Origin of the sequence: Leptolyngbya sp. FACHB-8, from assembly GCF_014695575.1 — a bacterium.
Classification (GTDB): domain Bacteria; phylum Cyanobacteriota; class Cyanobacteriia; order Elainellales; family Elainellaceae; genus Vacuolonema.
The window spans coordinates 1-26,460 of the sequence record NZ_JACJOO010000040.1; the positions used below are offsets into that span (position 1 = coordinate 1).

Sequence of the window (26,460 nt, forward strand, 5' to 3'; positions counted from 1 at the left end):
TCAGATCACGCAGGGGATGTTTTTGGCGACGGGTCATAGCAGGGCACCCAAGGGTTCCCTACTATCTTGACAGCCGCCTATAAAAAATGGCGATATTCGAGTCAAATGACCCACTAGTAGGCTGGGTCAGAAGGGTATAACCTATTTTTTGTGGTGGGGTGCTTCGCACCCCACCACAAAAAATAGGCAACGAACTTAGGCCGTAGCCTACTAGGTTTATCGGGATCTAAGGGCTGACTACCAGCTTTTCATCTCACAACATCCTGGTGGAGCAGGATTTTTGGAGTGATGTTAGGTGTGATAAGTGTCATCTGCCACACTTAACCCCACTCCAAAAATTATGAATCTCTCATCCTAGAAGTAGCGGAAGTGATATTTTTTAGTACGTATGGGTACTAAAAAATAGTCTTACTCCCTGGGCTTCAGGTGCTGGTCGAATGGCCAAGTTTCCCTCAAGTGAAACGCTTAGAAGACTCTCAGCTTTGGCTGTTTTGTTCAATATCAGCGACAGCTTCCTCAAACTCTTTTGCAAGGATTGGGATGTCATTTACCTGAGGAGATGATGTTGGCTGAACAGGCTTGGTCGAAGCTGGACGAGTACTTTCCCCGGGCTCACTACTCAGACGGTTTTCCAGGGCATTTAGCGACTCCATAAAGGCGCGTGCTGCTTCCCGCCGTATCTCTCTTGGGGCTTGCTTCATAACTGCAACTCCTGGGTTTGCCTGAGGGGATAGAACCTAAAACCTAAAAAGGGAAACGTTCTTGAAACAACTGATTCCAGAGAAAAAGAAATCTTCCGATCGCTTCCTATTCCTTATTAAAGGGAACTTATTCTCTAATCAAACAGGGCAAAACCCCGGAGATTTTTTAACAGTTTAATAACTCCTCTTCAAAAGCCCATCTGTAAGAGGTGATAGGCGGCCAAATTGGCCAGATCAATCCCAGTGTTTCTACGCAAAATTCAGGCATTTTGAGTGGTTGCCGTCGCCGCTATCGGGACGGTAATTAATTTTCTCGGGCCTTTTTGTATGGAAGATTTACTATTCTAAAAAAAATGAGGAGGGGAATCTGCTACTTCGGCAAGGTAACCCTGCTCCACTCATAGCGCTTTGCGCTTGAATCAGCCATGGTTGTTTTTGTGAGAGCTGTGTGGAGCGCGGCTCTCGTAAAAACAACCAGATTTTAAGCCCTTGAAAAGTGCTGTAGGATGCCATCGGCTACCGGCAATTCAACAGTGCAGTTGTCTGAAAGCCCCTCAACACCGAAAATTGTAACTAGACTGAAATTTTGACTGTTTGAGTGAACGACACGTCGAGGGAGCGGGGAAGTGAGTGAAGGATTTGATTACGATCTGATCATTATCGGGGCCGGAGTGGGAGGCCATGGGGCCGCTCTCCACGCGGTTAGCTGTGGGCTGAAGACCGCCATCATTGAAGCAGGTGACATGGGTGGTACCTGTGTGAATCGGGGTTGTATCCCCTCGAAGGCACTACTGGCTGCCTCCGGGCGCGTACGAGAACTGCGGGATGCCCATCATCTGAAAGCGATGGGAATTCAGCTTCAGAACTTGTCCTATGACCGGGAGGCGATCGCGAACCACGCTCTCAATTTGGTGAGCAAAATTCGTTCTGACCTAACCAATAGTCTGAAACGCCTGGGGGTCGATACGATTCAGGGGCGGGCGAAACTGGCGGCTCCCCAAAAGGTCAGCATTACCACTCCTGAGGGTGAGAAGGTTATTACGGGTAGAGACATCATGCTGTCTCCGGGGTCTGTTCCCTTTGTGCCCCCGGGTATTGAGTTGGATGGACGGACTGTATTTACCAGCGATGATGCTGTACGGCTAGACTGGGTGCCCAACTGGGTGGCTGTCATTGGTAGTGGCTACATCGGCCTGGAGTTTGCTGATGTCTACACCGCTTTAGGATCCGAAGTCACGATGATCGAGGCTCTCGACCAACTGATGCCCGGATTTGACCCTGACATCGCCAAGATTGCCCAGCGGGTTCTGATCGCACCACGAGATATGGAAACTCGTGTGGGTGTGTTGGCCAAGAAGGTTATCCCGGGTTCTCCCGTACGGATTGAGCTGGCCGATGCCAAGACGAAGGAAGTGGTGGACGTTATTGAGGTGGATGCCTGCTTAGTCGCGACTGGGCGCATTCCTGCCACAAAAGACTTGGGCTTGGAGACGGTCGGTGCAGAACTGGATCGCCGTGGCTTCATTCCTGTGAATGACCAGATGGCCGTGCTGGCTGCTGGAGAACCCGTGCCGCATCTGTGGGCCATTGGGGATGCTACCGGCAAGATGATGCTGGCCCATGCCGCATCGGCTCAGGGAATTGTGGCTGTAGAAAACATCTGTGGGCGATCGCGCGAAGTTGATTATCGCAGCATCCCGGCTGCCGCCTTTACCCATCCCGAGGTGAGCTTTGTAGGGATGACGGAGCCCGCCGCTCAAGAGGTGGGCAAGCAGGAAGGCTTTACCGTAGCCAGCTCCCGCTCTTACTTCAAGGGTAACTCCAAGGCTCTGGCGGAAGGGGAGACGGAAGGTTTGGCGAAGGTGATCTTCCGGGAGGATACGGGGGAAGTGTTAGGGGTTCATATCCTGGGCCTGCACGCTTCGGATCTGATTCAGGAAGCGGCGAATGCGATCGCTCAACGCCGCTCTGTTCACGACCTATCCTTTATGGTTCATACCCATCCCACTCTCTCTGAAGTGCTGGATGAGGCCTTCAAGAAAGCAGCCGGTGTGCATTAAGTAGCAGAGTAGGTGGGGGAGTAGATGGATAAATGAGTGGGGCAGTGGATGAGTGCCGACCAACCGTTGGCATTCTTACCTCTCTCCCCTTCTGTCCAGCTACTCCCTTACGCATCTACCTTGCTACACCCTTATTCATCCACCCTTTATCCCCGATCTATGGAAATTCGTCGTCGTCCTCCTAATCCCGCTGTCGCGGTAGAAACGTTGCGATATCAGGTGAAAGTGCCCGATGCTGAGCCGCGCCACATTCTAGAGAAGATTGTTTGGCACAAGGAAGCGGAAGTCGATCAACTGCGGGAGCGCCAACCTCTACAACAGCTTCAGGGGCAACTGGCGAGTGCTCCCCCGGTAAGAGATTTTGCCGCTGCCCTGAAGGCAGGTAAAACTCAGCCCGCCTTGATTGCTGAGGTGAAAAAAGCTTCCCCAAGCAAAGGGATCATCTGTGAAAACTTTGATCCGGTGGCGATCGCCCAGTCTTACCAGGCTGGTGGTGCGAGCTGTATCTCTGTGCTAACGGACAGCGAGTTTTTCCAGGGCAGCATGGATTACTTGCTGCAAATCCGTCAGGCCACAGATGTGCCCCTGCTCTGTAAAGATTTCATCATCTATCCTTACCAGCTCTACCGGGCTCGGGTGCATGGCGCAGATGCCGTGCTGTTGATTGCCGCTATTTTGTCAGACAAAGACCTGCAATATTTCCTCAAAATCACTGCAGCTCTGGGTATGACTGCCTTAATCGAGGTGCATACCGCTGCCGAACTGGAGCGGGTATTGCACCTCGATGGGGTTGCTCTATTGGGGATCAACAACCGCAATCTGGAAGACTTTTCGGTGGACTTGAAAACGACTGAAGACCTGCTGGACCAGTATGGGGAGACGTTACGCGATCGCCAGATCCTCGCGGTCAGCGAATCAGGACTCCATAGCCCTGCTGATCTTCAGCGGGTACAACAGGCTGGGGCCACTGCCGTGTTGATTGGTGAATCTTTGGTGAAGCAGGCCGATCCAGGTGCGGCGATCGCTACGCTTTTCATAGCTTCCTGAACAATAATAGAAGGGGCTATTGTCGGACATGCTTTTTTGGGGTTTGTCTTGGTCAATGGCCCCCACTTGCGTCCCCCTATACCGTTGTCACCTGGTTTAATGGAACCCATCCCTCTTCCGTCCCACATCCATTACGAGTTGTTGCTTCAATTACTCGAACGTCAGACGAGCCAGGCCGTGCGCCAGCATCCCCGGCAACAAGATCAGTTACACGAACTCATTGTGACGCTACGTAAGGCCCTCAGCCAACAGAAGTACCTAGAACAATCGTGTCAGCAGGCCCACATTCCGATTGATTTCCGCTGGTCTATAAACGAGAGTGGTTTGCCTGCTGCCCCAACAGATATGCCTCACTCCGCTTAAGGTTTTATCAAGCGCTTTAGGAGGGGTCTCTGGCCCCTCTCAAGGTTTAAGCGAGGCCCAGAAGCATTCACGATATAAAGCGTTCTTAGCATAATTTCTGAAATAGATTTGAAAGATGCGCTGCGTTCATTACATCTCAAAATCTATACAGTAATTTCCGATGAAAAAGGCAATTTCTCAAATACGCCTGACGCCATATTGTTGAGCAAACCGTATGAAACATGGCACACTCAACAAGAATGCATTCGATACAGCAAATTTGAGTAAGCCTTACGTAATCTAAATTTTGGCTTCAGCATCCATAATAGGGAGATTAAAACCATTTCCCGCGAATTTCCTCCGGGAAGCTTCGATTCTAGGGCTTAGCATCCATCAGAGACATCCGATAGACTGAGTAAAAGTTGAAATACGGGAGACCTTGGCGGTGCAACCCGATTCATCCCCTCTAACTTCAGCGATCATCCCTGGTTTAGCTGAGGAAACCCATCGTGTCAGTACTTCGGAACTGACGGTAGATGCGGCAGAGTATCGTGCGCTTTTGCGGGAAGTGCAGCTGGCTCGGCGGCAACAACGCGATCGCACCACCCGGATCCAGGAATTAGAACAAGCCTTGGACCAAGCTTTGGCCTCCATTAGCGAGATGCGCCTGAAGCTGGAGGAGCAGACATTTTTGGAGGCCCAGTTAGCCGCCACCGAAAAGTTTGCCTGTGTGCAACAGCAGGCGATCGCCCGCCTTCGGCTTCGTGTTCAACAACAGCAATGTCTTATTGAGAGTCACCTGGCTGCTGCTCGTGACATCTCCTCACCCCATACGGCTTTACCATCGCCCTCCTCCCCCATTCCACCTCTGAGTGAAGCTCAGGCCAGTACTCGACGTTTGCGGGAAGACCGGATCTTGGGGATTACGGCCACTGAGCCTGATGATCTTCCCCGTCGACTGGCCGATGTGCAGCAGCAGGCGGAGCAAAGCCGGGAACTGGCCCATCGATTACAGGAGCAACTGCTGCTGGCTCATGAACGGATTCAAGAACTTTCTGTTGCCTTTGACCAGCACGAGGCGGTAATCGTCGACTTGCAGGGGCAGCTCAAGGAAGCTTACAGTATCCAGCCTGAGCGTCCGAACCGTACCAATTCGCAGCGAGCGTTAATGCGTCAGAATCGGGCGATCGCTACCCTCGGGCAAGACTTAGCCCGCGCCCAAATTAAAGTCGAAGAACTGGAAATTGAACTGGCTCGTCAACTACGACAACTGGCTTTGTCGCAACAGCGACATCGGGAGGTGGAACGGGAGAGCGATCGCCATCAACATCGGGTAGCTTCCCTGGAACGCCAGACTGCCGAGTTGCAGGAACAGGTCTTTTACCAGGCTCGTCAGATCGGGGAATACGAAGCAACCATTCAGCATTGGAAAGACCAATACCTGACCAGCCAGCATCAAATTCTGCGCCTACAAGAATTGCTCGAAGAATTGCAACTGCAATTTTTAGCCAATGATCGGGATACCCCAACTTTGAGTGCCCTGTTCTCTGAGTTGTTAGCTGTAGTGGAGTTTGCAGCGCTTCCCGGGGAAGACGGTTCCCAAGCCCTTACGACCTATCCCATGCCCCGGCTGAATGCACTAGAGTTGCCTGATTTTTTGTTGCGTCGCCGCAGTTACCGTACTCCTCCAAAGGTAGAGTGACGCTATATTCATAGCCCTACTCACATCCTGTACGGCTTCAAAACCAAAACTGAGAAGGGTGATTTTTTATGACTAAGTGGCAGAAAAATTTCCCTTCTGGGTTTTAGGAGATTTCCAGCAATGAAATTACCCCCCAGGATGTTGGTGTTTTGCCCGCGAAGCGGGCAAAACACCAACATCCTGGGTAAATTCTTATGCAGAAACCTCCTTAGTGCAAGATCTGAGCCTATTCACTCGGGACACGGCTTGTCAAAGTAATCCGCCCTAATCTAAATGCGTGGAAATCTCATTGTGATGCCTTTTGTCAGGGGATCTTCATCAAAGAATAAAACGATTCTGTTTTGTACGCACTCCACACCCAATAAAGGGTATGTTCTTGAGTGTGAAACCGATGGTTTTGCGCTGGAAAAAACATACTCATCATGAAAGGAAACTCGGGTCAGACGAGTGTGGGGAACTGGCCCACCAGGCTAGTTCCCCACATTCGTTCGATTTCGGTTGTATTTGATTTTTGTGATCCGATGACTTTCGGTTCGTCATCCTTCGGCAATGCCTCCCCTCTTATGGCATTCTGGAGGATGTGTTGCAAGCGCTACAAAATCCCACGGACGAAGCTTACACACCCCTCATTTGACGGAAGGCAGGATAAAGCGAATGGATAGTAAGTTGATGCTGATGATTCCCGGTCCCACTCCGGTACCGGAACCCGTGCTACTGGCCATGGCAAAGCACCCCATCGGCCATCGCAGCAAAGATTTTGAAGCGCTAATAGCGGAGGTGCGTGACCAACTCAAGTGGCTGCACCAGACTCAGAACGAGGTTTTGGTGTTGGCTTCCAGTGGTACTGGCGCGATGGAAGCTGGAATCATCAACTTTCTGAGCGCAGGCGATCGCATTCTCGTTGGTAACAACGGGAAGTTTGGCGATCGCTGGGCCAAAGTTGCCCAAGCCTACGGTCTGGCCGCAGAGCAAGTGACTGCTGAATGGGGCAAACCTCTGAATCCTGAGGAATTCCGCACCCGTCTGGAAGCGGATACCGACAAGCAGATTAAAGCGGTTGTTGTTACTCACAGCGAAACGTCTACTGGAGTATTGAACGACCTGCAAACCATCAGCGGCTATGTCAAAGCTCATGGTGCACTCATGATGGTGGACTCTGTCACCAGCCTGGGTGCTACCAGTGTTCCGATGGATGAGTGGGGCTTGGATGTTGTTGCTTCGGGTTCTCAAAAGGGCTATATGCTGCCTCCTGGCTTAGGCTTTGTTGCGGTGAGTGACAAAGCATGGGAAGCCTACAAAACAGCTACTCTGCCGAAGTTCTACCTGGATCTGGGCAAGTACCACAAAAATCAGCTCAAGAATACGACTCCTTTTACTCCTCCGGTGAACCTGTTCTATGGCCTGAAGGTGGCTCTAGACATGATGCAGAAAGAGGGCCTGGAGAATATCTTTGCTCGTCACCATCGCCAGAAGGATGCTACCCGTGCGGCTATGCGTGCTATCGGGCTGCCTCTCTTTGCAGCGGATACAGCGGCCAGTCCGGCGATCACTGCTGTAGCTCCTGCTGGGGTTGATGCTGAGCAAATTCGCAGCATCATGAAAAAGCGCTATGCCATTCTACTGGCCGGTGGTCAGGACCACTTGAAGGGACAGATTTTCCGGGTAGGGCATTTGGGTTTTGTGTGCGATCGCGACATTCTCACGGCTGTTAGCGCCCTGGAAGCAACCCTGTTAGAGCTTGGTTACGAGCAGTTTGAGAAAGGAGCTGGCGTTGCTGCCGCTGCCTCTATTTTGATGACAGCTTAAAACTGCCTTCCATCTAAATAGCCCTCCCTTCAAATGGGAAGGGCTATTTAGATATACAGTGCTCCGTTGGGGACAAGACACGCGGCTGAACAACCGTAGCAAGGTTAGATGTCTCCCAAACTGGTGAGATACGAGAAATGGATGTAGGACTTTGTCCCGCATCCATTTCTCGTATCTCACCAGTTTGGAAAGTGCTGTATTAGTGGTATAAGTGGCAACTGAAACGGCCATCCATAACACTAATGGGTAAGCCATTTATAACATGGAGTGGCACTTTATGCTGTGCCACTCCATGTTACGGTTGTTCAACGAGACTCGATATAATTTGGCTGCGATATAGTGCGTTAGGCACGGAAACAGAGCGAGCGATGCACAGGGCGCTCCTTGTCACCGTACTGAATCAACGTTCACAGCGCTATATAATGGGCTGAAAATGCAATTCTTTAAATAGTAAACAGGAAAAAATGACTCAGACGGAAGGTATATCCCTTCTGTAAGGAGTTGAGGTGTTAATTGAGACCTGGAAATAAGTAATCTGTCTGCTATTGTAGCTTTTTAATATGTTTAGGAAGAATGTTCTGATATTCCCTTCGTCGGGGCTTTTTAAGCATTGAAATTTTAGACTGAGCCCTATTTCTATCAAATATAGGATTGCCCTTATTGAATAGGTTACTTCGTGGGTAAACTCCTTACTTGGAGATGTAGCTACGTCAGGGTGTTCGAATTCTTTCAATTATGAACTCTCCTCTATAGGGTCTATCACTAATGCCTAACTCTAAAATTCGTCTCCTTAAAATTTCTTACGCAGGGGATTATCGCGAAGCGGTAGAACGGTTCGCTTTGGGTGGTGAAGAGACTTATTATGCCCAACGTTACTCCGTCGATACATTTGCTGAGCTAAGCCGTCGTGTAGAATCAATTGCTCATCTTTGTTATATGACTGATGAGCCCTATAGCGAGTTATTAGACAACGGTGTACGAGCGATCGGAGCTGGATTAAAGCCTGAAAATAAGTTTGATCGAGCTCTGTTGAAGACTCTAATTGAGCAACAAAATCCAACACATTTAGTTGTTTGTCTGCCTGACCGATGGTTGTTGAAGTGGGCGATTAAAAATCAGGTTAAAACAATGGCTGTGCTGGCAGACTCTTTCACAATGAATGGGTTTCGCGATCGCATTCGAAATTTCCGTTTAGCTCGTCTGTTAAATAATCGTTGGGTTGAGTGGGTAGGAAACCATGGCCTGAATTCTTCGATTATGTTGAAGCAAATAGGCGTCAATCCCCAAAAAGTCATCCCTTGGGACTGGCCTCATCAGACGACTCCAGAAGACTTCTCTCCAAAAGAATTACCTGATCATAGGAATCCCTACACACTTATCTTTGTTGGGCAAATCTCTGAAGCTAAAGGAGTAGGAGATGTTCTGAACGCACTAAAAAAACTGAGATTGTCTGGACTACCGGTATCGCTTCAACTTGTAGGAAGTGGCTGTGGTACTGAGCAATTCAAAGATCGGATTAAAGAACTAGAAATCGAGGAATGGGTGAATTTTTTGGGGACAGTTCCTAACAAGGAGGTACTGAATCTGATGCGGCAAGCCGATCTAGTTTTGGTCCCTAGCCGTCATGATTATCCTGAAGGGTTACCGATGACCATTTATGAAGGGCTATGTTCCCGTACTCCAATTGTTGCTTCTGATCATCCTATGTTCCAAAGCCGTTTGATTCATGGTGTTAACGCCACCATTTTCTCATCCGGTAATTCGGATGATTTAGCTGCAAAGATTAAGCAGACTCTTTCAGATCCACTGCTTTACCAGAAGCTGTCGTTTAACTCAGCCACAGCTTGGAAAGAGCTTCAAATTCCAGTTAAAGCAGGTGAGTTACTTGAACGGTGGTTATCGGATTCTCCGGAAGACTATACCTGGTTGAGTGACTATTCGCTTGCCTCAAGCTATTACAGCAAGTTTGGTGTCTAGAGGTAGAATATCTAATTCCAGCGCAATAGGATTTACGCAAGTTCACTATACCTAGTAGATCTCCTGCATAAATTAGTTTTTGAGGGCGTAAATTGTTGCCCAGCGAAGCCGCGCAACAATTTACGCAGGAAGTCTAGTTTACTTCTGTAGCTGCGAGCGCTTTATCCAAGTCTTTTACAGATGCTTGCATCATGCAGACAAATCTTTCTAAAGGAAAGCATCCCAAGTTGAGAGCAAAATGACCTCCGGCTGCAAGCAGATAGGACTTAGCATCACGAATGTCACAACCTAAGATCTGACAGTGAGCTGCTACATTTTCGCCCAAGCGTTTGGGTTTTACTTTAAAGGATGCAGCCATGCGAATCAGGTCGAAGATAGCGTAGCCTTGCACCTTTGAACCAGCCCAATCGATTAGAACAAACTTGGGTTCTGGAGGTTGTTTTTGGGTCAACAACACATTTCCTTTCCAAAAATCCCCATGCATTAGTACATACCGGGGAGCCCATAGACCCCGTTCTAGACGGCACAAGGCTTGTGCCGCTGCCGTACGGATTTCTCCTGGCACTTCTTCCATTAAGCTCAGGTGCTGTAATGGCGCTGCAAATTTGGTTTCAATTTCAGAGGTTGGAACAGGTACCTGAGTTACACGGGCAACTTCCTGAAGGAATTGCAACAGATGAGGCGTGATTTGAGCTCGCTGTACTGGCCAGAAAAACTTATTCTCTGAGAGCGGATATTGATACTGAAAAACTCCGAAACTAGAACCTTGTACGTTGCCATGCCCGACGGGACCAAGAATGTGGGGAGCCAGGGATGCTCCGACGGCCTGTTTTGCGGAATTGACACGCGCGATCGCCTCCCGTACGGAATGAGGAGCATAGGGCGAAGCCCAGTGGGCAACAGCAACAGGTTTACCTTCCTGATTTCGGAGGAGGAACTTTTGAGAGCCATCAGCCAAAGCAGATTTTCGGCGAAAGGGCTCAACATTTTGAAAGGCTAAGGGGGTTTCATGGGCCAAGGCTTCCACGAGCTGCTCAGGTAAGACAGTCTGTGGATTAGTTAATTGCTTGGAAGGAATGAAACTGACCATTTTTTTTAGCTCTCAAAAACAGTGAATGAAAGTCAACTCATATAAACGCCTCGCTACTTTGACAACCGTTTCTGGTGGGTCTACCAGCTGATGGGAAGTAAGCTTACGAGTCGTCAGGATGGTTAGTACTAACCCTGCCTTAAATTGGATTAATTCCTCTTTAAGGTTCTCTGCCTTTAAATTAATCGATACTTAATTAGAAGTTAACCTTTCTTTCCAGCATTCATCGAAGCTTTAAGGATGTCCCAAACGGCCGAAATTCAATATCTAGAGTGTCTAGCACCATGCTCTGGATAGATCTTCTATCTATCTTTAGGCGTATTTTTAGGAGACATCTTCTAATTGTCGGAAAGAGCCTATGTGTCTGTTAACTACCTTTTCCATAGGGCGAAAAGACGCAGGTATACCCATACTTACATCCGTATTTCATAAAAAGTAGAAACCCAAAAATCTTGGTTTTTGCTGTGAAGTAGCGAAAACCAAGATTTTTGACTTCCGAGGCACGATATAAGTACAGGGCTGACGCAGCGTATGTGGCGTGGCGGGCTCTGTACACCGCACTATGTAAAACAATGCACCAAACCTGGTGGACTTGTGTGAGACCTAAAGTATTAGGAAAAATAAAGTTTTATTAGGCAATAATGATGCTTCAAATTTGCAGATGGGGTATGGCACAGGCGTACTGTATCGCCTTTCCATCGCACTCTATCCCTCAGGCTTCCTGCATGAATTGTTGCCAGGTTTTGCCGCAAATGATTCATGTTCTTAAAAAACGATTCATGTAGAAGTTCTACAAGCTTATAGCAATGTGCAAGTGCGTTAAGTACAGCAACGGTGGTGTGGGGCACGAAGTGCCCCACACCACCGTACTTAATCAACCCGCACAGCGCTATAAAGTCGTATCCTAAATGTTAAGAAAAGCCAGTGTAGCGCTTAGCGCTACACTGGCTCTGTAATGCAGTAGTGTAGTGTACATTTAGGTCGATAAAAGTTAAGCTGCAACTGTTTCGCGGCTTTCTACATGATCGCGGAGTTGGGTTTCAATTTCATCGCAGACAACTTGACGGTAGGCAATGAAATGCTCGCCTAAAGCACAGATTGATAAGTAATGTTGCCACAGACGTGGTTTGGTCTGCATGATGTGAAACAGGTAGCGCCAGAAAGTCCAGCGGGTTTTACGCTGAATACCTTGTCGCCAGCAGATAGTCAATAGAGCCCGAATAGCTGCCCAACTGGGGGTACGCAATGCTGTTTTATGCTTGGGTTCACCCATCAGAAGAAACTGATTGTAGACCCGATCTAAATAGTTTTGTGGGTCGTAAAGTACCCAAAATGCTTGCATGTATTCGCGAGCGATCGCCTCAATCGACCGGGTTGGCACGAAGTTCATCAGGGTCGTCTGGTTAATGTTGGCCCCTTCCTTTAACAGCCGTCCCTCCTTCTGTAGCCGTTCCCATAGAGCGGTGTTGGGCAACGCCTGAAGCATGCTGAACATGGCCATCGCAATAGATGTGTTTGTAACAAATTGGATGATGCGATCGCCCGCCCCAGGCTTCTCGCCATCAAACCCAATAATGAACCCGGCTGTCACTCGCAGACCGTAGCTCATGATTTTCTGAACCGATTCCGAGAGGGGGTCACGGGTGTTCTGGAATTTTCGAGTGAGAGAGAGACTGTCTGAGTCGGGGGTTTCAATGCCCAGAAAGACGGCATTAAAGTTGCATTCCTGCATTAACTCCAGCATCTCTTCGTCTTGGGCCAAGTCTACCGAGGCTTCTGTGTTCAAGTAGAAGGGATACTCGTGCTCCTGCATCCAATCCTTAAGTGCTCGCAACAGCAGCTTTACATTACGCTTGTTGCCGATAAAGTTATCATCCACCAGGAAAATGCTGCGCCGCCAGCCCAACTCGTAGAGCCGCTGAAGTTCGGCCAGGAATTGCTCTGGTGTTTTGGTACGGGATTTGCGGCCATACAGCACAATAATGTCGCAGAATTCGCACTGAAACGGGCATCCCCGCGAGAACTGCACCGACATATTGTCGTAGGCATCCATTTCCAGGAGATCGAAGCGAGGAATTGGGGTTGCCGTCACATCGGGTTTCCCGTCTGTACGGAAGGTCCCGCTGGTATCTCCTCGCTCCCATGCTTCTACAAACATGGGTAGGGTGATTTCGCCTTCATCCAGAATTAAGAAGTCGGCTCCTGTTGCTGCGGCCTCTTCGGGCATGGAGGTGGGGTAGGGGCCACCTACGGCAACGGGTTTTCCACGCCGTTTGGCTTCTTTAATCTGGGCAGCAAAATCCTCGCGTTGCACAATCATGGCAGAGAGCATGACCAAGTCAGCCCACTCCCATTCAGCCTCGGTGATGTCTCGCACATTGCGATCCACCAGCCGAAATTCCCAATCTTGAGGTAAGAGTGCTGCTACTGTAACCAGCCCCAGAGGAGGAAGCAGTGCCTTCCGATCCACCAGGGACAGCGCTCGTTCAAAAGACCAGAAGCTGGTCGGGAAAAGCGGATACACCAGGAGAACTCGCATGAAAGCCTACCCTCTGCATGGAATTTTTCATTACTTTACCGCCAATTGATAAAATCCACACTAAGGGATGCCAGTTATGGGCGTTTTGGGAATTGGCTTGGGGGCGGTAGAGGGCAGAGGGCAGAAGTTATGGATGCAGCGAAAATCCAGGAACCGCGAGTAGCTAGATAACTACCTTCTGCCTCCTGCCTTAAATACCGTGGCTTTTGCCAATCACCCAGTGGCGGCGGAAGAAGCGGGAAAGGCTGGATTCTTGAAGTTGAAGGGCGATCGGGCGGCCGTGCGGACAAGTACGGGGATTTTGGGTAGCTTGCCACTGATTGAGCAGAGTTTGCATTTCGGGAAGGGTGAGGGGAGCCCCGTTGCGAATAGCAGTGCGGCAGGCGGTTGCGACCAAGGCCGTATCCAGATCGCCTCCTAAACTCAGTTCCAGGATGGCGTCGGCGCAGTCCTTCCGCTGATGCAGTGGTTCTGGAATTTGACGCACGGCCCACAGATCCTCGCCAAAGGTATCCACATCCAGTCCAAGGCGTTGAAGTTGGGCAATCTGTGATGGATTCAGTTGACCCAGGATGAGGGGGGGATCGAGTGGCATGAGATTCCAGCGATCGCACAACCGCTCATACAGCACGCGTTCATGGGCGATATGCTGCTCCACCAGCCAGATGCCAGTGGGGTGCTCTGCAACGATATACATCTGATGCAACTGGGCGATCGCCCGCAACTCCGATGCTGGAACCGTATCTTCCCCTTCAACCGGCGGCATAACTTGACGACTGGGGTAGCTACCGGATTCTTCAGATGCATGCACCAGTTGACTAATGCGCCCGGTGTAAAACGTTTCCTTTAGCTCAGCGGTGCTTTCGCTAAGGGCTTGCTGGATGGCGTTGTGCAGGTGCGATCGCCATTCATCCAGGGCCTTGATGTAAATCTCGGCCTTGGCGGGGTGACGGTTCCAATCAATTTGATCGGGGGGTAGATGAAGATGGGCAAAGCAAACGGGATGGCGATCGCGCGGTAGAGTGCGGCGAAATGCAGCCAGAATGGTTTGCTCAAGCTCTGGAATGCGAACCATACGGCCATTGATCGCGACCTTAACCCAGTCGGGCCTGTGGCGGTGGCAGCGATCGGGGAGGCCGAGGGTGAGGTGGATGGAAGTGGAAGGGGGGCTGATGGGCCGAGGGTTAGAAGAGGCAGTGCGTGGATGGGTGGGTGGAGCGTAGCGGATTTCGTGGAGGTCTTGGGGAGTGAGGGTGGGGAGAAGTTGAGGGATGAGTTGGCGGGGAGTAGGGGTGCCCCAGAGGGAGAACCAACTGCGATCGCCCTGGTAAACCTGCCAGGTGACGGTCGGGTGACAGAGGGCCAGGTAGTGCAGGGTGAGCTGAATGGTGCGGAGTTGTTGCGCGGGGCTGGGGAGGCTCTGGCGACGGGGGAGCCAGTCGGCGAAGAGGTTGCCAACACGGACAATGGTACCGGGAGCGATCGCGGCCACTTCGGTTTCTACAACATCGCCCTGATGGTCATAAGTAACCCACCATCCGTCGGGCGAGTCAGCGGCGCGGCTGCCAATTTGTAAGTCTGCGAGTTGGGCGATGCTGTGCAGTGCTTCGCCACGAAAGCCCAGGCTATGGATGTCCCAGAGATCGCAGTCTTGCGCTAATTTGCTGGTGCGGTGAGATAGGGCAGCTTGCTGCAAGTCTTCGAGGAACATGCCGTTGCCGTTATCGGCGAGCTGAAGCCGCCATTGCTCCGGCCACAGGGCAATGGTAATGCGAGTGGCTCCGGCATCCAGGGCATTTTCTGCCAGTTCGCGTACCACAGCAGCCAGAGAGTCGATGACTTCTCCGGCGGCCATACGTTGCACCAGATCGGGAGGAAGGGGGTAGATGTGGGCCGTCATTGAGGTAGAAAAAAGTTGGAAGTGGTGGAGCGATCGCCCCCTTCCGATATGCGAAAACAGGTGGAGGAGTCAAACACGACTCCTAATTCTCTCGTGCAATTCAAATTACGAAATCAGCAGCCAGTTCAACATGATGCTCACCTGACGTTGAAAGCCCTTCAATTCTCGCTCGCACTTTCAACCCACGATGTCATGAGCTCAGTGCCCAATCTAATGGCTCTCCAATCGTCGTCGCCAATCCTCATCAATTTTGTCTTTTTGGGCCAACTCCTGTTCGGTGAGATCCTCTTCGGTCGTGTAGGCCAGGTCGCGGGCACTAACGATGGTGCGAGTGGCAAACTCGCTGGCATAGGTGAGTTTGCGTTGCACGGTATTATCGGCTTCATTGAGGGCGATCGCCCGCTCCTGCCGCTCCTCATTCCGGGCCTCAATGCGCTTGTTGCGCCACTGAATCCAGAAGTAGCGAGCTAAAGGAATTCCCAAAAATGCAACGCCATAGGCCAGCAAAAAGCCAAAGATCCCCGTAGTAAAGCTAACGACGCTGCCAGCAAACCCTGCTTCAGCCATAATTTGGGCAAGAATGCTAACGACTTCTCTATCTTGCAAAGCCCGCCACAGGGCTAAAGCCGCCACTAAATTAATGCCCCCCAGGCTAATGGCCCACATCTTTTGAGTAGAACTGGCTGCACTAAACTGCCAGGGAGTTTCTTTCAAATAGGCGGGAACTGGAGTGGCCTGGTGCTCCTCGGCCATGACCTGTAATTCTGGGAAGCGGTAGATTAAATCTCCTTCTGGGCTTACCTCAGGACGGCCGTTGAAGCGGCTTAGCACCGGTAACATGTAGTCTTCCAGGTCACGGCTGGAGCCATTGCCGAGGTTATCTAAATACGGAGAAATTTGCTCGGCTACGACGGAGCCCCCGTTATTGCGAATGGTAGTGGCGATCGCCTGCCAGCGTCGTTCCTCTAAGTTGGTATTGGGGTTTCCGTCCCCAAACAGGAACGAGAAGATGGATTCCAGAAAGCTCATCTGGCCATCTCGGCCTCTAAATTGACGGCGTTCGTAACTGCGCCGTCCATAGCCGGGGGAGAATAGATAGAACCAATCTGGGCCAATCCATAGACGCGGTAAGAAAACTGGGCCGAAACCCCCTCCCCCTCCTCGGTCATTGTCCCGATTTTGAGAACTGGCGGCTGAGAGGGCGATCGCAATAATAATCAGCGTCAGCACAATCAGCACCAGGGAGGCAATCAGTACCACCCCAAAGGAGACACGGATCAGGTAAAACAAAACCCGCCAAATTTGGCTCCACCACTTTTGCAGCCGCAGGCGAAAATACTTGCCCTGCAGAATTCCCTGCATTCCTCGGGGAAACACATAGGCCAGCTCTCCGGTTTCGGACACCTGCATATGCCCGCCGACTTCGGAGGCCAGGGTCAGCAATCCCTGCTCGGCCAGTTGCAAATCCATTCCTGCCTGGGCGGCCACGTCGCCTGCGGTGACGCGATAATGAAGCTGTTCCACCGCCCGCATAATGTCGCGGTTGGGCACCATTTGTTCTATTCCTAAGTGTAGAGCTACCTTCACTCTAGGAATTTTTTCAGGAATTCGACAACTTGGCTCTGTTAAAGTTTTTGGGGATTTGATAGAGATCCCCGATCTGGACAGAAATCGATCGCTCCAAAAACACACCCTGATCGCTACTTGGGAGTAAGATTACAGGCCGGGAAGCACTGCCGGGGTAGGGCTGGTCGAGTACCATTGCATCTCAATCGGCCCCAAAGGTGAGTGATTGGAATCGTCAGCGTTTGCTGTCGATAGGGTCGCCAGGTGGTTGAGGGTTACTCCAAGGCCAGCGGTGAGAAGGGCGATCGCTCCCCCAACGATGAACCAGCGGGTGCGGGTGTTCATTTCCAATGCTGTTTCCCTTGCGCTTGTCTGGGGTTGAATGCCTGATAGCTGGTGAGCTTTGAGGGGCGGTAATTCGTATCCAGCATAGGGCAGGGGTAAGGGCTCCACCGCTTCGGGTTCTTCCCACACCACGGAACCATCTGGGAACACTACTACATTTGGTTGGAGGGTCTTCACGAACTGGGAACCCGTAGATGCCTGAGACGAACGTAATGTTCTGGTCATAATTTGTTGAGCCCTCAGGGTTAATTCTCTTGATGCTATTAAGTATCTCCCCTCTCCCCGCCTTCTCTGGTGATGCAATTCCTCATAAACCCGTGATCTCACGGGCGACGTAGAGGTGATGGCCGTCCATCATCCCTCCTGATCCAGATTGAAGTTCTGTGTGAGGTAAATCACAGTTGCAAGATCTCAGTAGGAGTAGCCCAGTACAAAACCCAATTCACGTTAAAGTATCCATAGGCTGTATATTGGCTCTCGCTATGGGCTGACGTTGGTTAGCTAACGGCTTCATTCGCTAGTATGGGCCTATAAAATTCTTGGATGGTAAACCGGGTTAAGCTATGCCGCGATCGCAACGCAACGACAACTTCATCGATAAATCCTTTACGGTCATGGCCGACATCATCCTCAAGGCCATGCCGACGAAAAGAACTGCTAAGCAAGCCTTTGCTTACTATCGAGATGGCATGTCTGCTCAGGCTGAGGGTGAATACGCCGAAGCCATGGCCAACTACGAAGAAGCTCTGACCCTGGAAGAAGACGAGTACGATCGCAGCTTCATCATCTATAACATGGGCCTCATCCACGCCAGCAATGGCGAACACGACAAAGCCCTTGAGCGCTATCACGAAGCGTTGGAACTCAATCCTCGCATGCCCCAAGCCCTTAATAATGTCGCGGTCATCTATCACTACCTTGGCGAACAAGCTCAGGAAGCTGGAAACAACGACGATGCTGATGCCTACTTCGACAGAGCGGCGGAGTACTGGCAACGCGCTATTCGCCTCGCTCCCAACAACTACATCGAAGCTCAGAACTGGCTGAAGACAACTGGGCGGTCTAAGGCAGATATTTTCTTTTAAAGGCAATGACAGGAGTAAGGCGGAGGACAGAAGGAGCGAACACCCGAGCCTTCTCATTGCTTGAGCCGTTCATCTCGCTCTGTTTGCCCTCTGCCTTGTCCTTCCGGTCTTATCCCCATTACCTGTTACCTATTACTCATTACGTATGTCCCTCGATCGCGAACAAGTCCACAAAGTTGCTAACCTTGCCCGACTGGCTTTGACTCCTGAGGAGGAAGCTCAGTTTAGTACTCAGCTCAGTAGCATTCTGGAATATTTTGAGCAGTTGAGTGAGTTAGATACGAGTCAGGTGGAGCCAACGACTCGGGCGATCGATGTGGCTAATGTTGTTCGTCAAGATCAGCTCAAGCCCTATAGCGATCGCGAAACTATCCTTGATAGTGCGCCAGAGCGGGATGGCGAGTACTTCCGCGTGCCCCAGATCATGAACGACCAGTAGCAGTGGGATGGGCTTTGCACCTGGCGCTTCTTTGATCAGGCGATTTTGAAGAGGGGAGCTTCTCTAAGAAGCTTCCCTTTCTGTTGATCCAGGGAAATGGCGAAAATTAGCTGCTTGATAGCAAGGGCGATCGCCGCTGGGGTAATATTTCCTGGCACCTACGTCGTAAAAATTGAGTTGGGAAATGAAAAAAATTCTGCTATCCGCTGCATTAGCGCTACTACTGCCCATTGCCGCTTGTGCACCTACCCAGGATGCTGGTCAGAATACCGGTTCCCAAACTGAAGCAAGCCAACCTCTGGAAGTGGGGGCCATTCCTGACCAGGATCCCGAAAAACTACAGCGGTTGTATGGTGAGTTGGCGAAGTACCTGGAGTCTGAATTAGGGGTGCCTGTTGAGTACAAGCCTGTTACCGACTACGCGGCGGCTGTCACGGCTTTTAAGGTGGAAGATTTGGATCTGGTTTGGTTTGGTGGGCTGACAGGGGTGCAGGCCCGACTGCAAGTGCCTGGAGCCGAGGCGATCGCCCAGCGGGACATTGATGCCGATTTCCACAGTGTTTTCATTGCAAATAAAAACAGTGGCATTGCTCCCATCAACGATGTCAATGGGCTGCAATCCCTGAAAGGGCGCAGTTTTACCTTTGGTAGCGAGTCTTCCACTTCGGGCCGCTTGATGCCGCAGTACTTCCTGGAGCAGGCCAACGTCAAACTGGAAGATTTCAAAGGTGCGGCCGGGTTCTCCCAATCCCACGATGCGACTCTGAAGCTGGTGGAAGCGGGTACCTACGATGCCGGTGTGATGAACGAGCAGGTTTGGAAGAGCCGACTTGCAGCCGGTGAGGTTGATGTGGACAAAGTACAGGTCATTTGGCGCACCCCTGCTTACTATGACTACCATTGGGTTGTGAACCCCGAAGTTGAGAAGCGTTACGGTGATGATTTCATCGAGCGCTTACAAGCAGCCCTGCTGAAACTTGACCCCAACGTGCCTGAACAGAAAGAAATTTTGGAGCTGTTTGGGGCAGGTAAGTTCATCTCAACCCAGAACTCCAATTACAGCCAGATCGAGGAAATCGGGCGGCAGATTGGCAAGATTCAGTAACCCCAATGTCTTTTGTCCAACCCCTGTTCGAACTTCGGCAGGTGAGCCAGCGTTTCGATCGCTTCTCGGCCCTGCATGACGTCACCCTGCAAATTTATGAAGGGGAGCGTGTTGCCCTCGTCGGCTCCAGTGGGGCCGGGAAGAGTACACTGATTCGCCTGCTGAATGGCACCCTTCGGCCAACGGAGGGAGAGGTTTGGGCGCTGGGGCGGAACTTGAGTGGCTTGTCTGCTCGACAACTGCGTCAAGTACAACGGCAAATTGGAACGGTTTATCAACAGTTTCACCTGGTGGATAATTTGGCGGTGATCCACAATGTCAACGCAGGCCACTTGGGACGTTGGCCCCTGTTCAAGGCTCTGGTGTCATTGGTGTATCCCTTGGAGGTAAAGACCGCAGCGGATGCCCTGGAACGAGTGGGTATTCCTGAGAAACTCTATGCTCGCACCGATCGCCTCTCTGGGGGGCAACAGCAGCGGGTTGCCCTGGCACGAGTATTGGTACAAAATCCACAGGCGATTTTGGCGGATGAGCCTGTTGCAAGCCTTGACCGTGAGTTGAGCCGTGAGGTGATGGATCTGCTCTGCAAACTGGTGGAGGCGAACAAGACCCTGGTGGTGAGCCTGCACTCGGTGGAGTTGGCGCAGCGGTATTGCGATCGCATTATTGGTCTTCGTCATGGCACTGTGCAATTTGACGTGCCTTCGAGCAACGTCTCCTCTGCCTTGCTCGAAGACCTGTATCGTTTGAGGTAGTATGGCCCACCCTTCTGCTGTCAGGTCATGGTGGCCTGCATTGGCGAACCCTCGTATTGCCTGGGGGTTGGTAGCATTGGGGGCGATCGCCTTCTCCCTTTACCCCACTGGCCTGTTTCGTCAAGACATCCTCAATCCCGGTGGGCTGCCGCAACTGGGGCAGTTTTTGGCAGCCAGTCTGCAACCTGACTTCAGCCCAGAATTCCTGGCATTAGCCTTGAATGCGGCGATCATCACACTGGCCTATGCAGTCTGCGGTACTGTTTTCAGCATCGCTCTGGGGTTGATAGGTGGTGTATGGGTCTCGGAAGTCTGGTGGAAAACGGTGTTTCCTCAACGTGGGGGGCGTGTCCGGGCCGGTATCCGCTTTCTACTCGCCATTCCCCGCGCTATTCATGAGCTGATTTGGGGATTGTTCTTCATCAATATTTTTGGGCTCGACCCGCTGGTGGCGATCTTGGCGATCGCAATTCCCTACGGAGCGATCGTCGCCAAAGTATTCTCCGAAATTCTTGACGAAACACCGCGCCAACCCTTGCTGGCTTTGCTCAGTAGCGGTGTTGCCCCACTGACCGCTTTTACCTACAGCCTGATTCCACAAGCGGGGCTGAATCTCCTTTCCTATACCTTCTACCGCTTTGAGTGTTCTATTCGTTCGGCGGCAGTGCTTGGGATTATTGGGGCTGGGGGCCTGGGATATGAAATCCTGCTCAGCCTGCAATCACTTCGGTACAACCAATTGTGGACGCTGTTTTATGCCCTCTTCCTGCTGAACGGATTGGTAGATTTGAGCAGCGCCTGGGTACGTCGCCGCCTGGGGTCGCCCAGTCGCCTCGATTTGAATTTTCGCAAGTTATCCCATCGTGCTGAATCCCAAGCTGCGGCTCAAATTACGCCCGCAGCTTTTTCGCTGCATTCAGAGTCCGATCAACGCGTGAAACTTGATCCGATTTTGCTATTGGCGGGTGTCGCCATTGTGCTGCTGATTCCGTTTTGCTTCAACTTCGTCCAGGCAGACTTTAGCAAGCTCTGGTCTGCTCGTACTTTTGAGCTGTTAGTGGACATTGGGCAATCAGCCCTGCCTCCACGGTTTGAGGTGGAGCAGTGGCAGCAACTGCTTGGCCTATCATTGCAGACCCTGGCCATGTCGATTTTGGCGATCGCCCTGGCAGGTTTTGGTGGCATTCTCCTCTCATTTCCTGCGGCCTATAACTTCTTTCTGCCCGGAGGCTTGCTGGCGACAGTCGGGCAAAGTCGGGGTGGCCGCATTCTCGCCTGGGTATCGCTCTTGCTGACCCGTTCCCTTCTGCTGATTGCTCGGGCCATCCCTGCACCGATTTGGGCACTGGTCGCGCTTTTTGTCTTGTTTCCGGGCATGTTGCCAGGGGCGATCGCCCTCAGCATCCACAATCTTGGAATTTTGGGTCGCTTGATGGCGGAGGTCAATGAAAACCTGGACCAGCGACCTCTGATAGCACTAAAGTCGTTAGGTGCTCCGGGGCCACTGGTGTTTCTCTATGGCGTATTGCCACTGACGTTTACCCGGTTTTTAGCCTACACCCTCTACCGCTGGGAAGTGTGTATGCGAGAAACTGTGATTGTCGGGCTCGTAGGAGCGGGTGGTCTGGGTCGCCTATTGACAGAACAGCTCACCAGTTTTGATTACCGTAGTGTGATAGTGACCCTGGGATGCTTTGTGGTGCTGACCTTTGTCGTGGATTGGGTCAGCGGCACGGCACGGCGATCGCTACGCTAATGGGTGTAAAAAAGTGACGAGAGAGTAGGCGTTTCATCCCCACTCTCTCGTCACTCCAATGGTTGTAGCGATCAATTTAGAATTGGCGACGCGAGAAGATCAAAGTGGCGATCGTTAATACCAACCCAATGTAAACCACGGCATAAAATGCACTGCTCAGCAGTTGCAGGGGTTCGGGTATTAACTCTAAACCATATACAGCCTGATTTTTTAGATTGAGACGGGCCAGGTCAGGTAGGAGCAAATAAAAAATTTCGGTCGTGCGCTGAAAGCCAGGGTTTTCGCTAAGAGCACCCAGCTTCAGCAAATCACGGCTGGACTGGCCCATGAGATACACCCCGAAGGTCAGGAGCGTCGCCAGTAGAGGACTGGTAAAAACCCCAAATAGAATAGCGACTGCTGTAATCAGCGACAGTTCCAAAAACTGGAAAACGGCTGTAACTAGAATGCTGCTCAAGGGAAAGGGTGTTTGGTAAACCGTGAGTACCAGCAGGTAAATTGCAGTCATTGCTGCCACCAGAACGGCCAGTACTGCCGATAACCCAATATGCTTACCAACGATAAATTCCAGTCGGCTGACGGGCTTGGCAATCAACACATAAACAGTGCGCTTGTCGATCTCCTTGTTCACCAAACCTGTGCCAATAAAGGTGGCAATGATCAGCCCCAGCAGGCTGATAGCTCCCAGGCCTACATCCAACAAAATCTTACTTTCAGCGCTGGCTGCCACATCTGGCAGTAGGCGACCAATGGCGAAAAGGGCGATCGCATACACCCCAATCAGATACAGAATGCGATCGCGAATCACTTCCCGGAACACATTGGTAGCAATGACCAATACACGACCCAAACTCACCCCAAACCTCCTGTTGCTGTCGTTTCGGGCACTAACCACTTCTTCTCACTGACTCCAGGCGCACACTGTACTTCCGTCACAGGTTCGGAGCCACTCCCTCCTGGTTGAAGCAGGACAGGATTGTTGACTTGCCGTACCCAACAAGTCTTTTCAAGGTAATATCCCCCCAATCGGGAACTTGGGCCTAACCACCGTGCTCGCAGTAATAAGGTGTACTCATCGGGCCGGGTTTGCGGAGGCACCAGAGCCTGAAAGTTCCAGAATTGACCTTCGCCTGCGGCTTGTAGTCTGTTAAGCGCCTGTTGTTGCAAGTCAACAATACGTTGATCTCGCTCAAACAGCCAGCGCTCGGCATCGCGCCAGGGGCGGCCATCCAGTTGTTGCTCCACGGAAGTGGCAACGGTTCCCAGAAGAAGGGTACCCTGTTCGTCCTCCGCTGGTAACTCATCGGATATGGATACGACAAATCCACTATTGCTGAAGTCATCCGCTAGCAGGCTGGGGTAGGCCGTCAGCCAATCTTGCACCAGGAAGTGAAAACGAAACCAGCAGCTCATAACCAGACTCACCAGCAGCAGCACCAACATATCCTGCCGGGTAATTGGGTCAGGCAGCGTGAAGGTGAGCCGGGGGAAAAATCGGGGGACGATGGCGATCGCCGCTGACACGACAGGCCAGAGCGTTACAGCCAGGGGAAACGGGTCTGCGCCCTCCCGCCAAAATAGTAGGGTACAGGCCAATGCCCCCGTAAACCAGGGGCCAGGCCGAAACATCCAACCAAAAAAGTTCAGTTTGATTCCCCAGGAGGCCCACCCTACTCCAATGGTGAGGAACAACCAGCCCAACCATGACAGAATTTCCTCGACGACTTCGGTCACGGTGAGGATAGACAACAGCCAGGCAAATACGCTCAGCCAGATGAGCGTTTGCCAGGAGTAGGCCTGGGGTGGTTTGAGCTGTTTCCAAAGGGCTTCAAAGGCTGCGCGAAGTTCTTTCACAGGTGGTTCACCGGAAATAACCAAAACCGGAGAATTGAGGATTCAACAGGAGATACCGGGTAAACAAAATAACGGTTATAGCGGAGTAGCTACAGGCATTAGCGGTGAGCATTGCCCGAGCCTGGTTGTTGCTGTCGACCCAGCCCCCGCTTCCACGTCGAAACCGTCTTCCCAAGCGGCGTTCACTCATTCGTTTTTGCAGTTGCGCTTCCCACTCCTGCTGGGTGAGTAACAACTGCTCCAATTGCGTAAAGCCAAAGGTTTTCATGACAAAACTGGCAAAAAAGGTCAAAAATCCTACCAGAATGCCCCAGAAAGCAGTTTCCCGCGTCCATCGATTAAACAAAATAAACTCGATTAGCTCGTTCCGCAAAAATTGGGGTAGCACCGCCTCCACGGCAAAAAAGATAAACCAACCGACCACCGTCGTGGTCAAATTTAGAATGGTGGCATACAACATGGCCTTACGGGGAATCATCGCCAACTCCCGCTTCAGTACAACCCCTTCGATGGCGATCGCCAGCAGCAAGAACATGAACTGAAAGGCGATCATCCGCAGGGCCAAAACCGGAAAAACCATAGCTCCCCAAATTCCGTTCTGACTTCCAACTTATCTCAAATCCAGTGAAAGAATTTGCAGGCTAGTATTCAGGGGCTTAAGTTTGCCTATATTTGGGTGGTGTAGGATACGAAGCACTTCAACATCACCAGATATAAGTTGGATGTTCATGGTGCAGTACTAGAGCCACTTGGGTAGGGGCATTCTATGGAAAAGCGCTACCGTAAGGGCTCTAGCCAACCAGGGATTGTTTCTTAGCCTCCAGCTCAAGAAGTGAGCCTAGCTACTATTTGTGGTGCATTTATAGAGTGAATCTCCACAGATAACCCCACTAATGGTGTTGACCCCTTATCCTCTTGGCGGCATAATGAGCGGGCAGGCGTTACTTGCTCATGCATCAGGGTCATTGAATTGGGCCTCCCCAGGACCTTTCAAAAATACTCTCAACCCACCGTCGCCTTTGATAGGATCAATGCCTCATGAATCATCTTAGAACCATGACCAGAAACGGCATCGGCATTCGCACCGCACAGAATATGTCGGAGCGTTTAGAAGGGCAGATCCATGTTTATGATGGGGCCGGGAAGGGGAAGTCTCAGGCGGCTCTGGGTGTCGTTTTGCGTTCCATTGGTCTTGGGATTAAGAGCTCCAGTCAGACACGGGTTCTCCTGTTGAGGTTTCTCAAAGGACCTGGCCGTACTTATGACGAAGATGCCGCCATTGAAGCGCTTCAGCAGGGGTTTCCCCACCTCATCGATCAGGTACGCACCGGGCGCGGCGAGTTTTTTGGCCCCGATGATATTACTCGATTCGATCGCCTGGAGGCCCAGCGAGGTTGGGATGTAGCGAAAGGGGCGATCGCCTCTGACCTTTACTCCGTTGTAGTGCTCGATGAAATTAACCCCGTCCTCGATCTGGGGTTGCTGCCGGTTGATGAAGTCGTTAAGACCCTCAAGAATAAGTCGCCAGAACTGGAAGTGATTGCAACCGGTCGGGGTGCCCCAGCCGCTTTACTGGAAATCGCGGATCTGCACTCTGAGATGAAACCTCACTTCCATCCGACCGCTGCCAAAAACGGTATTGAGGGAATTGAAATTTACACAGGGGCCGGCAAGGGTAAGTCTACCAGTGCCTTGGGGAAAGCACTCCAGGCTATTGGTAAGGGGATTAGCCAGGACAAGTCGCACCGGGTGCTGATTATGCAATGGCTGAAGGGAGGAAGCGGGTACACCGAGGACGCTGCAATCTCCGCTCTGCAACAAAGCTATCCCAATCTGGTCGATCATTTGCGCTGTGGTCGAGATGCTATTGTCTGGCGCGGCCAGCAGCAAGAGCTGGATTACGTAGAAGCCGAGCGGGGCTGGGAAATTGCGCGAGCTGCGATCGCCTCTGGCCTCTACAAAACCATTATGCTGGACGAGCTCAACCCGACGGTTGATCTAGAACTGCTACCCCAGGAGCCCATCGTACAGGCGCTCCTACGCAAACCCCGTGACACCGAAATTATTATCACAGGCCGCTGCAAAAACACCCCAGCCTACTTTGACCTAGCCAGTATTCACTCTGAGGTCTTCTGCCACAAACACTATGCAGAGAAAGGTGTTGATCTAAAGCGTGGTGTCGATTTCTAACGCAGCTCCAATGCTCTAAAAGCCAAAACTCTTATTTTGTCGTTACCTGGTAACAACGGAATAGGAGTTTTGGTTTTTAGAATTAGGACTTACGCATTCATGTTGTGTGTACTCTGCAACTACACATAAGGAGGTTTATGCATAAGAATTTACCCAGAATGTTGGTGCTTTGCCCGCTTCGCGGGCAAAGCACCAACATTC

21 protein-coding genes are annotated in these 26,460 nt (G+C 51.4%); 12 read left to right on the forward strand and 9 right to left on the reverse strand.

Features of this window, described 5'->3' with window-relative positions; translation table 11 throughout:
- Positions 1-476: 476 nt before the first annotated feature.
- A complete protein-coding gene (locus H6F91_RS08315; RefSeq protein WP_190772047.1) occupies positions 477-701 on the reverse strand; it encodes a hypothetical protein in 225 nt (74 codons plus the stop codon).
- Between the two features lie 626 nt (positions 702-1,327).
- On the opposite strand from H6F91_RS08315, the gene lpdA reads away from it, so the two are divergent.
- From lpdA to H6F91_RS08345, 6 genes are all read left to right on the forward strand, one after another.
- Positions 1,328-2,761, forward strand: a complete 1,434-nt coding sequence (gene lpdA, locus H6F91_RS08320) for a dihydrolipoyl dehydrogenase (protein ID WP_190772048.1) — start codon at positions 1,328-1,330, stop codon at positions 2,759-2,761.
- A 159-nt stretch (positions 2,762-2,920) separates the two neighbouring features.
- Positions 2,921-3,808 (forward strand): indole-3-glycerol phosphate synthase TrpC, encoded by an 888-nt coding sequence (trpC, locus tag H6F91_RS08325; RefSeq protein ID WP_190772049.1) that lies wholly within the window; start codon positions 2,921-2,923, stop codon positions 3,806-3,808.
- Positions 3,809-3,907: 99 nt separating this feature from the next.
- Positions 3,908-4,171: a DUF5340 domain-containing protein gene (locus H6F91_RS08330; RefSeq protein WP_190772050.1), complete on the forward strand. Its 264-nt coding sequence runs from the start codon at positions 3,908-3,910 to the stop codon at positions 4,169-4,171.
- Positions 4,172-4,595: 424 nt separating this feature from the next.
- Positions 4,596-5,852 carry a hypothetical protein gene (locus tag H6F91_RS08335; protein WP_190772051.1) on the forward strand — a complete coding sequence of 419 codons (1,257 nt, stop codon included), beginning with the start codon at positions 4,596-4,598 and terminating at the stop codon, positions 5,850-5,852.
- A gap of 654 nt (positions 5,853-6,506) precedes the next feature.
- The gene (locus H6F91_RS08340; protein WP_190771395.1) at positions 6,507-7,658 is read left to right on the forward strand and encodes an alanine--glyoxylate aminotransferase family protein; all 1,152 of its coding nucleotides are present in this window, start codon (positions 6,507-6,509) and stop codon (positions 7,656-7,658) included.
- A gap of 765 nt (positions 7,659-8,423) precedes the next feature.
- Positions 8,424-9,635 carry a glycosyltransferase gene (locus tag H6F91_RS08345; protein ID WP_199307705.1) on the forward strand — a complete coding sequence of 404 codons (1,212 nt, stop codon included), beginning with the start codon at positions 8,424-8,426 and terminating at the stop codon, positions 9,633-9,635.
- Positions 9,636-9,768: 133 nt separating this feature from the next.
- Here H6F91_RS08345 and H6F91_RS08350 read toward each other — a convergent pair whose 3' ends face one another.
- From H6F91_RS08350 to H6F91_RS08370, 5 genes are all read right to left on the reverse strand, one after another.
- Positions 9,769-10,725 (reverse strand): phosphotransferase, encoded by a 957-nt coding sequence (locus H6F91_RS08350; protein WP_190771396.1) that lies wholly within the window; start codon positions 10,723-10,725, stop codon positions 9,769-9,771.
- A gap of 991 nt (positions 10,726-11,716) precedes the next feature.
- Positions 11,717-13,264 carry a B12-binding domain-containing radical SAM protein gene (locus H6F91_RS08355; protein ID WP_190771397.1) on the reverse strand — a complete coding sequence of 516 codons (1,548 nt, stop codon included), beginning with the start codon at positions 13,262-13,264 and terminating at the stop codon, positions 11,717-11,719.
- 190 nt (positions 13,265-13,454) lie between these two features.
- Positions 13,455-15,164 (reverse strand): DNA mismatch repair endonuclease MutL, encoded by a 1,710-nt coding sequence (mutL, locus tag H6F91_RS08360; protein WP_190771398.1) that lies wholly within the window; start codon positions 15,162-15,164, stop codon positions 13,455-13,457.
- A 210-nt stretch (positions 15,165-15,374) separates the two neighbouring features.
- Positions 15,375-16,718: a hypothetical protein gene (locus H6F91_RS08365; RefSeq protein WP_190771399.1), complete on the reverse strand. Its 1,344-nt coding sequence runs from the start codon at positions 16,716-16,718 to the stop codon at positions 15,375-15,377.
- A 162-nt stretch (positions 16,719-16,880) separates the two neighbouring features.
- Positions 16,881-17,300, reverse strand: a complete 420-nt coding sequence (locus H6F91_RS08370) for a hypothetical protein (protein WP_190771400.1) — start codon at positions 17,298-17,300, stop codon at positions 16,881-16,883.
- 338 nt (positions 17,301-17,638) lie between these two features.
- Here H6F91_RS08370 and H6F91_RS08375 point away from each other — a divergent pair, with 338 nt between their 5' ends.
- From H6F91_RS08375 to H6F91_RS08395, 5 genes are all read left to right on the forward strand, one after another.
- Positions 17,639-18,160, forward strand: coding sequence for a photosystem I assembly protein Ycf3 (locus tag H6F91_RS08375; protein WP_190771401.1), 522 nt, complete (start codon positions 17,639-17,641; stop codon positions 18,158-18,160).
- Between the two features lie 145 nt (positions 18,161-18,305).
- Positions 18,306-18,599, forward strand: a complete 294-nt coding sequence (gatC, locus tag H6F91_RS08380; protein WP_190771402.1) for an Asp-tRNA(Asn)/Glu-tRNA(Gln) amidotransferase subunit GatC — start codon at positions 18,306-18,308, stop codon at positions 18,597-18,599.
- 184 nt (positions 18,600-18,783) lie between these two features.
- Positions 18,784-19,704, forward strand: coding sequence for a putative selenate ABC transporter substrate-binding protein (locus tag H6F91_RS08385; protein ID WP_190771403.1), 921 nt, complete (start codon positions 18,784-18,786; stop codon positions 19,702-19,704).
- A 5-nt stretch (positions 19,705-19,709) separates the two neighbouring features.
- Complete coding sequence (locus tag H6F91_RS08390) at positions 19,710-20,459, forward strand: phosphonate ABC transporter ATP-binding protein (protein WP_190771404.1); 750 nt, start codon at positions 19,710-19,712, stop codon at positions 20,457-20,459.
- A gap of 1 nt (position 20,460) precedes the next feature.
- Positions 20,461-22,215, forward strand: coding sequence for an ABC transporter permease subunit (locus H6F91_RS08395; protein ID WP_190771405.1), 1,755 nt, complete (start codon positions 20,461-20,463; stop codon positions 22,213-22,215).
- 76 nt (positions 22,216-22,291) lie between these two features.
- Here H6F91_RS08395 and H6F91_RS08400 read toward each other — a convergent pair whose 3' ends face one another.
- From H6F91_RS08400 to fraC, 3 genes are read right to left on the reverse strand one after another with little or no spacing between them, the layout of a single operon-like run.
- A complete protein-coding gene (locus tag H6F91_RS08400) occupies positions 22,292-23,071 on the reverse strand; it encodes an ABC transporter permease subunit (RefSeq protein ID WP_190771406.1) in 780 nt (259 codons plus the stop codon).
- Positions 23,068-24,069, reverse strand: a complete 1,002-nt coding sequence (locus tag H6F91_RS08405) for a DUF5357 family protein (RefSeq protein WP_190771407.1) — start codon at positions 24,067-24,069, stop codon at positions 23,068-23,070. Before H6F91_RS08405 ends, H6F91_RS08400 begins: the two co-directional genes overlap by 4 nt.
- 7 nt (positions 24,070-24,076) lie before the next feature.
- On the reverse strand, positions 24,077-24,649 hold the full coding sequence (gene fraC, locus H6F91_RS08410) for a filament integrity protein FraC (protein WP_190771408.1): 573 nt from the start codon (positions 24,647-24,649) through the stop codon (positions 24,077-24,079).
- Positions 24,650-25,125: 476 nt separating this feature from the next.
- Between fraC and H6F91_RS08415 the strand changes: the two genes are divergently transcribed.
- Positions 25,126-26,259: a cob(I)yrinic acid a,c-diamide adenosyltransferase gene (locus H6F91_RS08415; protein WP_190771449.1), complete on the forward strand. Its 1,134-nt coding sequence runs from the start codon at positions 25,126-25,128 to the stop codon at positions 26,257-26,259.
- Positions 26,260-26,460 lie beyond the last annotated feature (201 nt).

What these genes read in the sequence shown, in the direction of transcription:
- H6F91_RS08370 (WP_190771400.1), bottom strand. Translation starts at nt 17,300, where the DNA reads ATGACCAGAACATTACGTTCGTCTCAGGCATCTACGGGTTCCCAGTTC.
- H6F91_RS08315 (WP_190772047.1), bottom strand. Translation starts at nt 701, where the DNA reads ATGAAGCAAGCCCCAAGAGAGATACGGCGGGAAGCAGCACGCGCCTTT.
- H6F91_RS08345 (WP_199307705.1), top strand. Translation starts at nt 8,424, where the DNA reads ATGCCTAACTCTAAAATTCGTCTCCTTAAAATTTCTTACGCAGGGGAT.
- H6F91_RS08330 (WP_190772050.1), top strand. Translation starts at nt 3,908, where the DNA reads ATGGAACCCATCCCTCTTCCGTCCCACATCCATTACGAGTTGTTGCTT.
- H6F91_RS08340 (WP_190771395.1), top strand. Translation starts at nt 6,507, where the DNA reads ATGGATAGTAAGTTGATGCTGATGATTCCCGGTCCCACTCCGGTACCG.
- H6F91_RS08365 (WP_190771399.1), bottom strand. Translation starts at nt 16,718, where the DNA reads ATGGTGCCCAACCGCGACATTATGCGGGCGGTGGAACAGCTTCATTAT.
- H6F91_RS08350 (WP_190771396.1), bottom strand. Translation starts at nt 10,725, where the DNA reads ATGGTCAGTTTCATTCCTTCCAAGCAATTAACTAATCCACAGACTGTC.
- H6F91_RS08390 (WP_190771404.1), top strand. Translation starts at nt 19,710, where the DNA reads ATGTCTTTTGTCCAACCCCTGTTCGAACTTCGGCAGGTGAGCCAGCGT.
- H6F91_RS08395 (WP_190771405.1), top strand. Translation starts at nt 20,461, where the DNA reads ATGGCCCACCCTTCTGCTGTCAGGTCATGGTGGCCTGCATTGGCGAAC.
- gatC (WP_190771402.1), top strand. Translation starts at nt 18,306, where the DNA reads ATGTCCCTCGATCGCGAACAAGTCCACAAAGTTGCTAACCTTGCCCGA.
- H6F91_RS08355 (WP_190771397.1), bottom strand. Translation starts at nt 13,264, where the DNA reads ATGCGAGTTCTCCTGGTGTATCCGCTTTTCCCGACCAGCTTCTGGTCT.
- fraC (WP_190771408.1), bottom strand. Translation starts at nt 24,649, where the DNA reads ATGGTTTTTCCGGTTTTGGCCCTGCGGATGATCGCCTTTCAGTTCATG.
- trpC (WP_190772049.1), top strand. Translation starts at nt 2,921, where the DNA reads ATGGAAATTCGTCGTCGTCCTCCTAATCCCGCTGTCGCGGTAGAAACG.
- H6F91_RS08415 (WP_190771449.1), top strand. Translation starts at nt 25,126, where the DNA reads ATGACCAGAAACGGCATCGGCATTCGCACCGCACAGAATATGTCGGAG.
- H6F91_RS08385 (WP_190771403.1), top strand. Translation starts at nt 18,784, where the DNA reads ATGAAAAAAATTCTGCTATCCGCTGCATTAGCGCTACTACTGCCCATT.
- mutL (WP_190771398.1), bottom strand. Translation starts at nt 15,164, where the DNA reads ATGACGGCCCACATCTACCCCCTTCCTCCCGATCTGGTGCAACGTATG.
- H6F91_RS08375 (WP_190771401.1), top strand. Translation starts at nt 17,639, where the DNA reads ATGCCGCGATCGCAACGCAACGACAACTTCATCGATAAATCCTTTACG.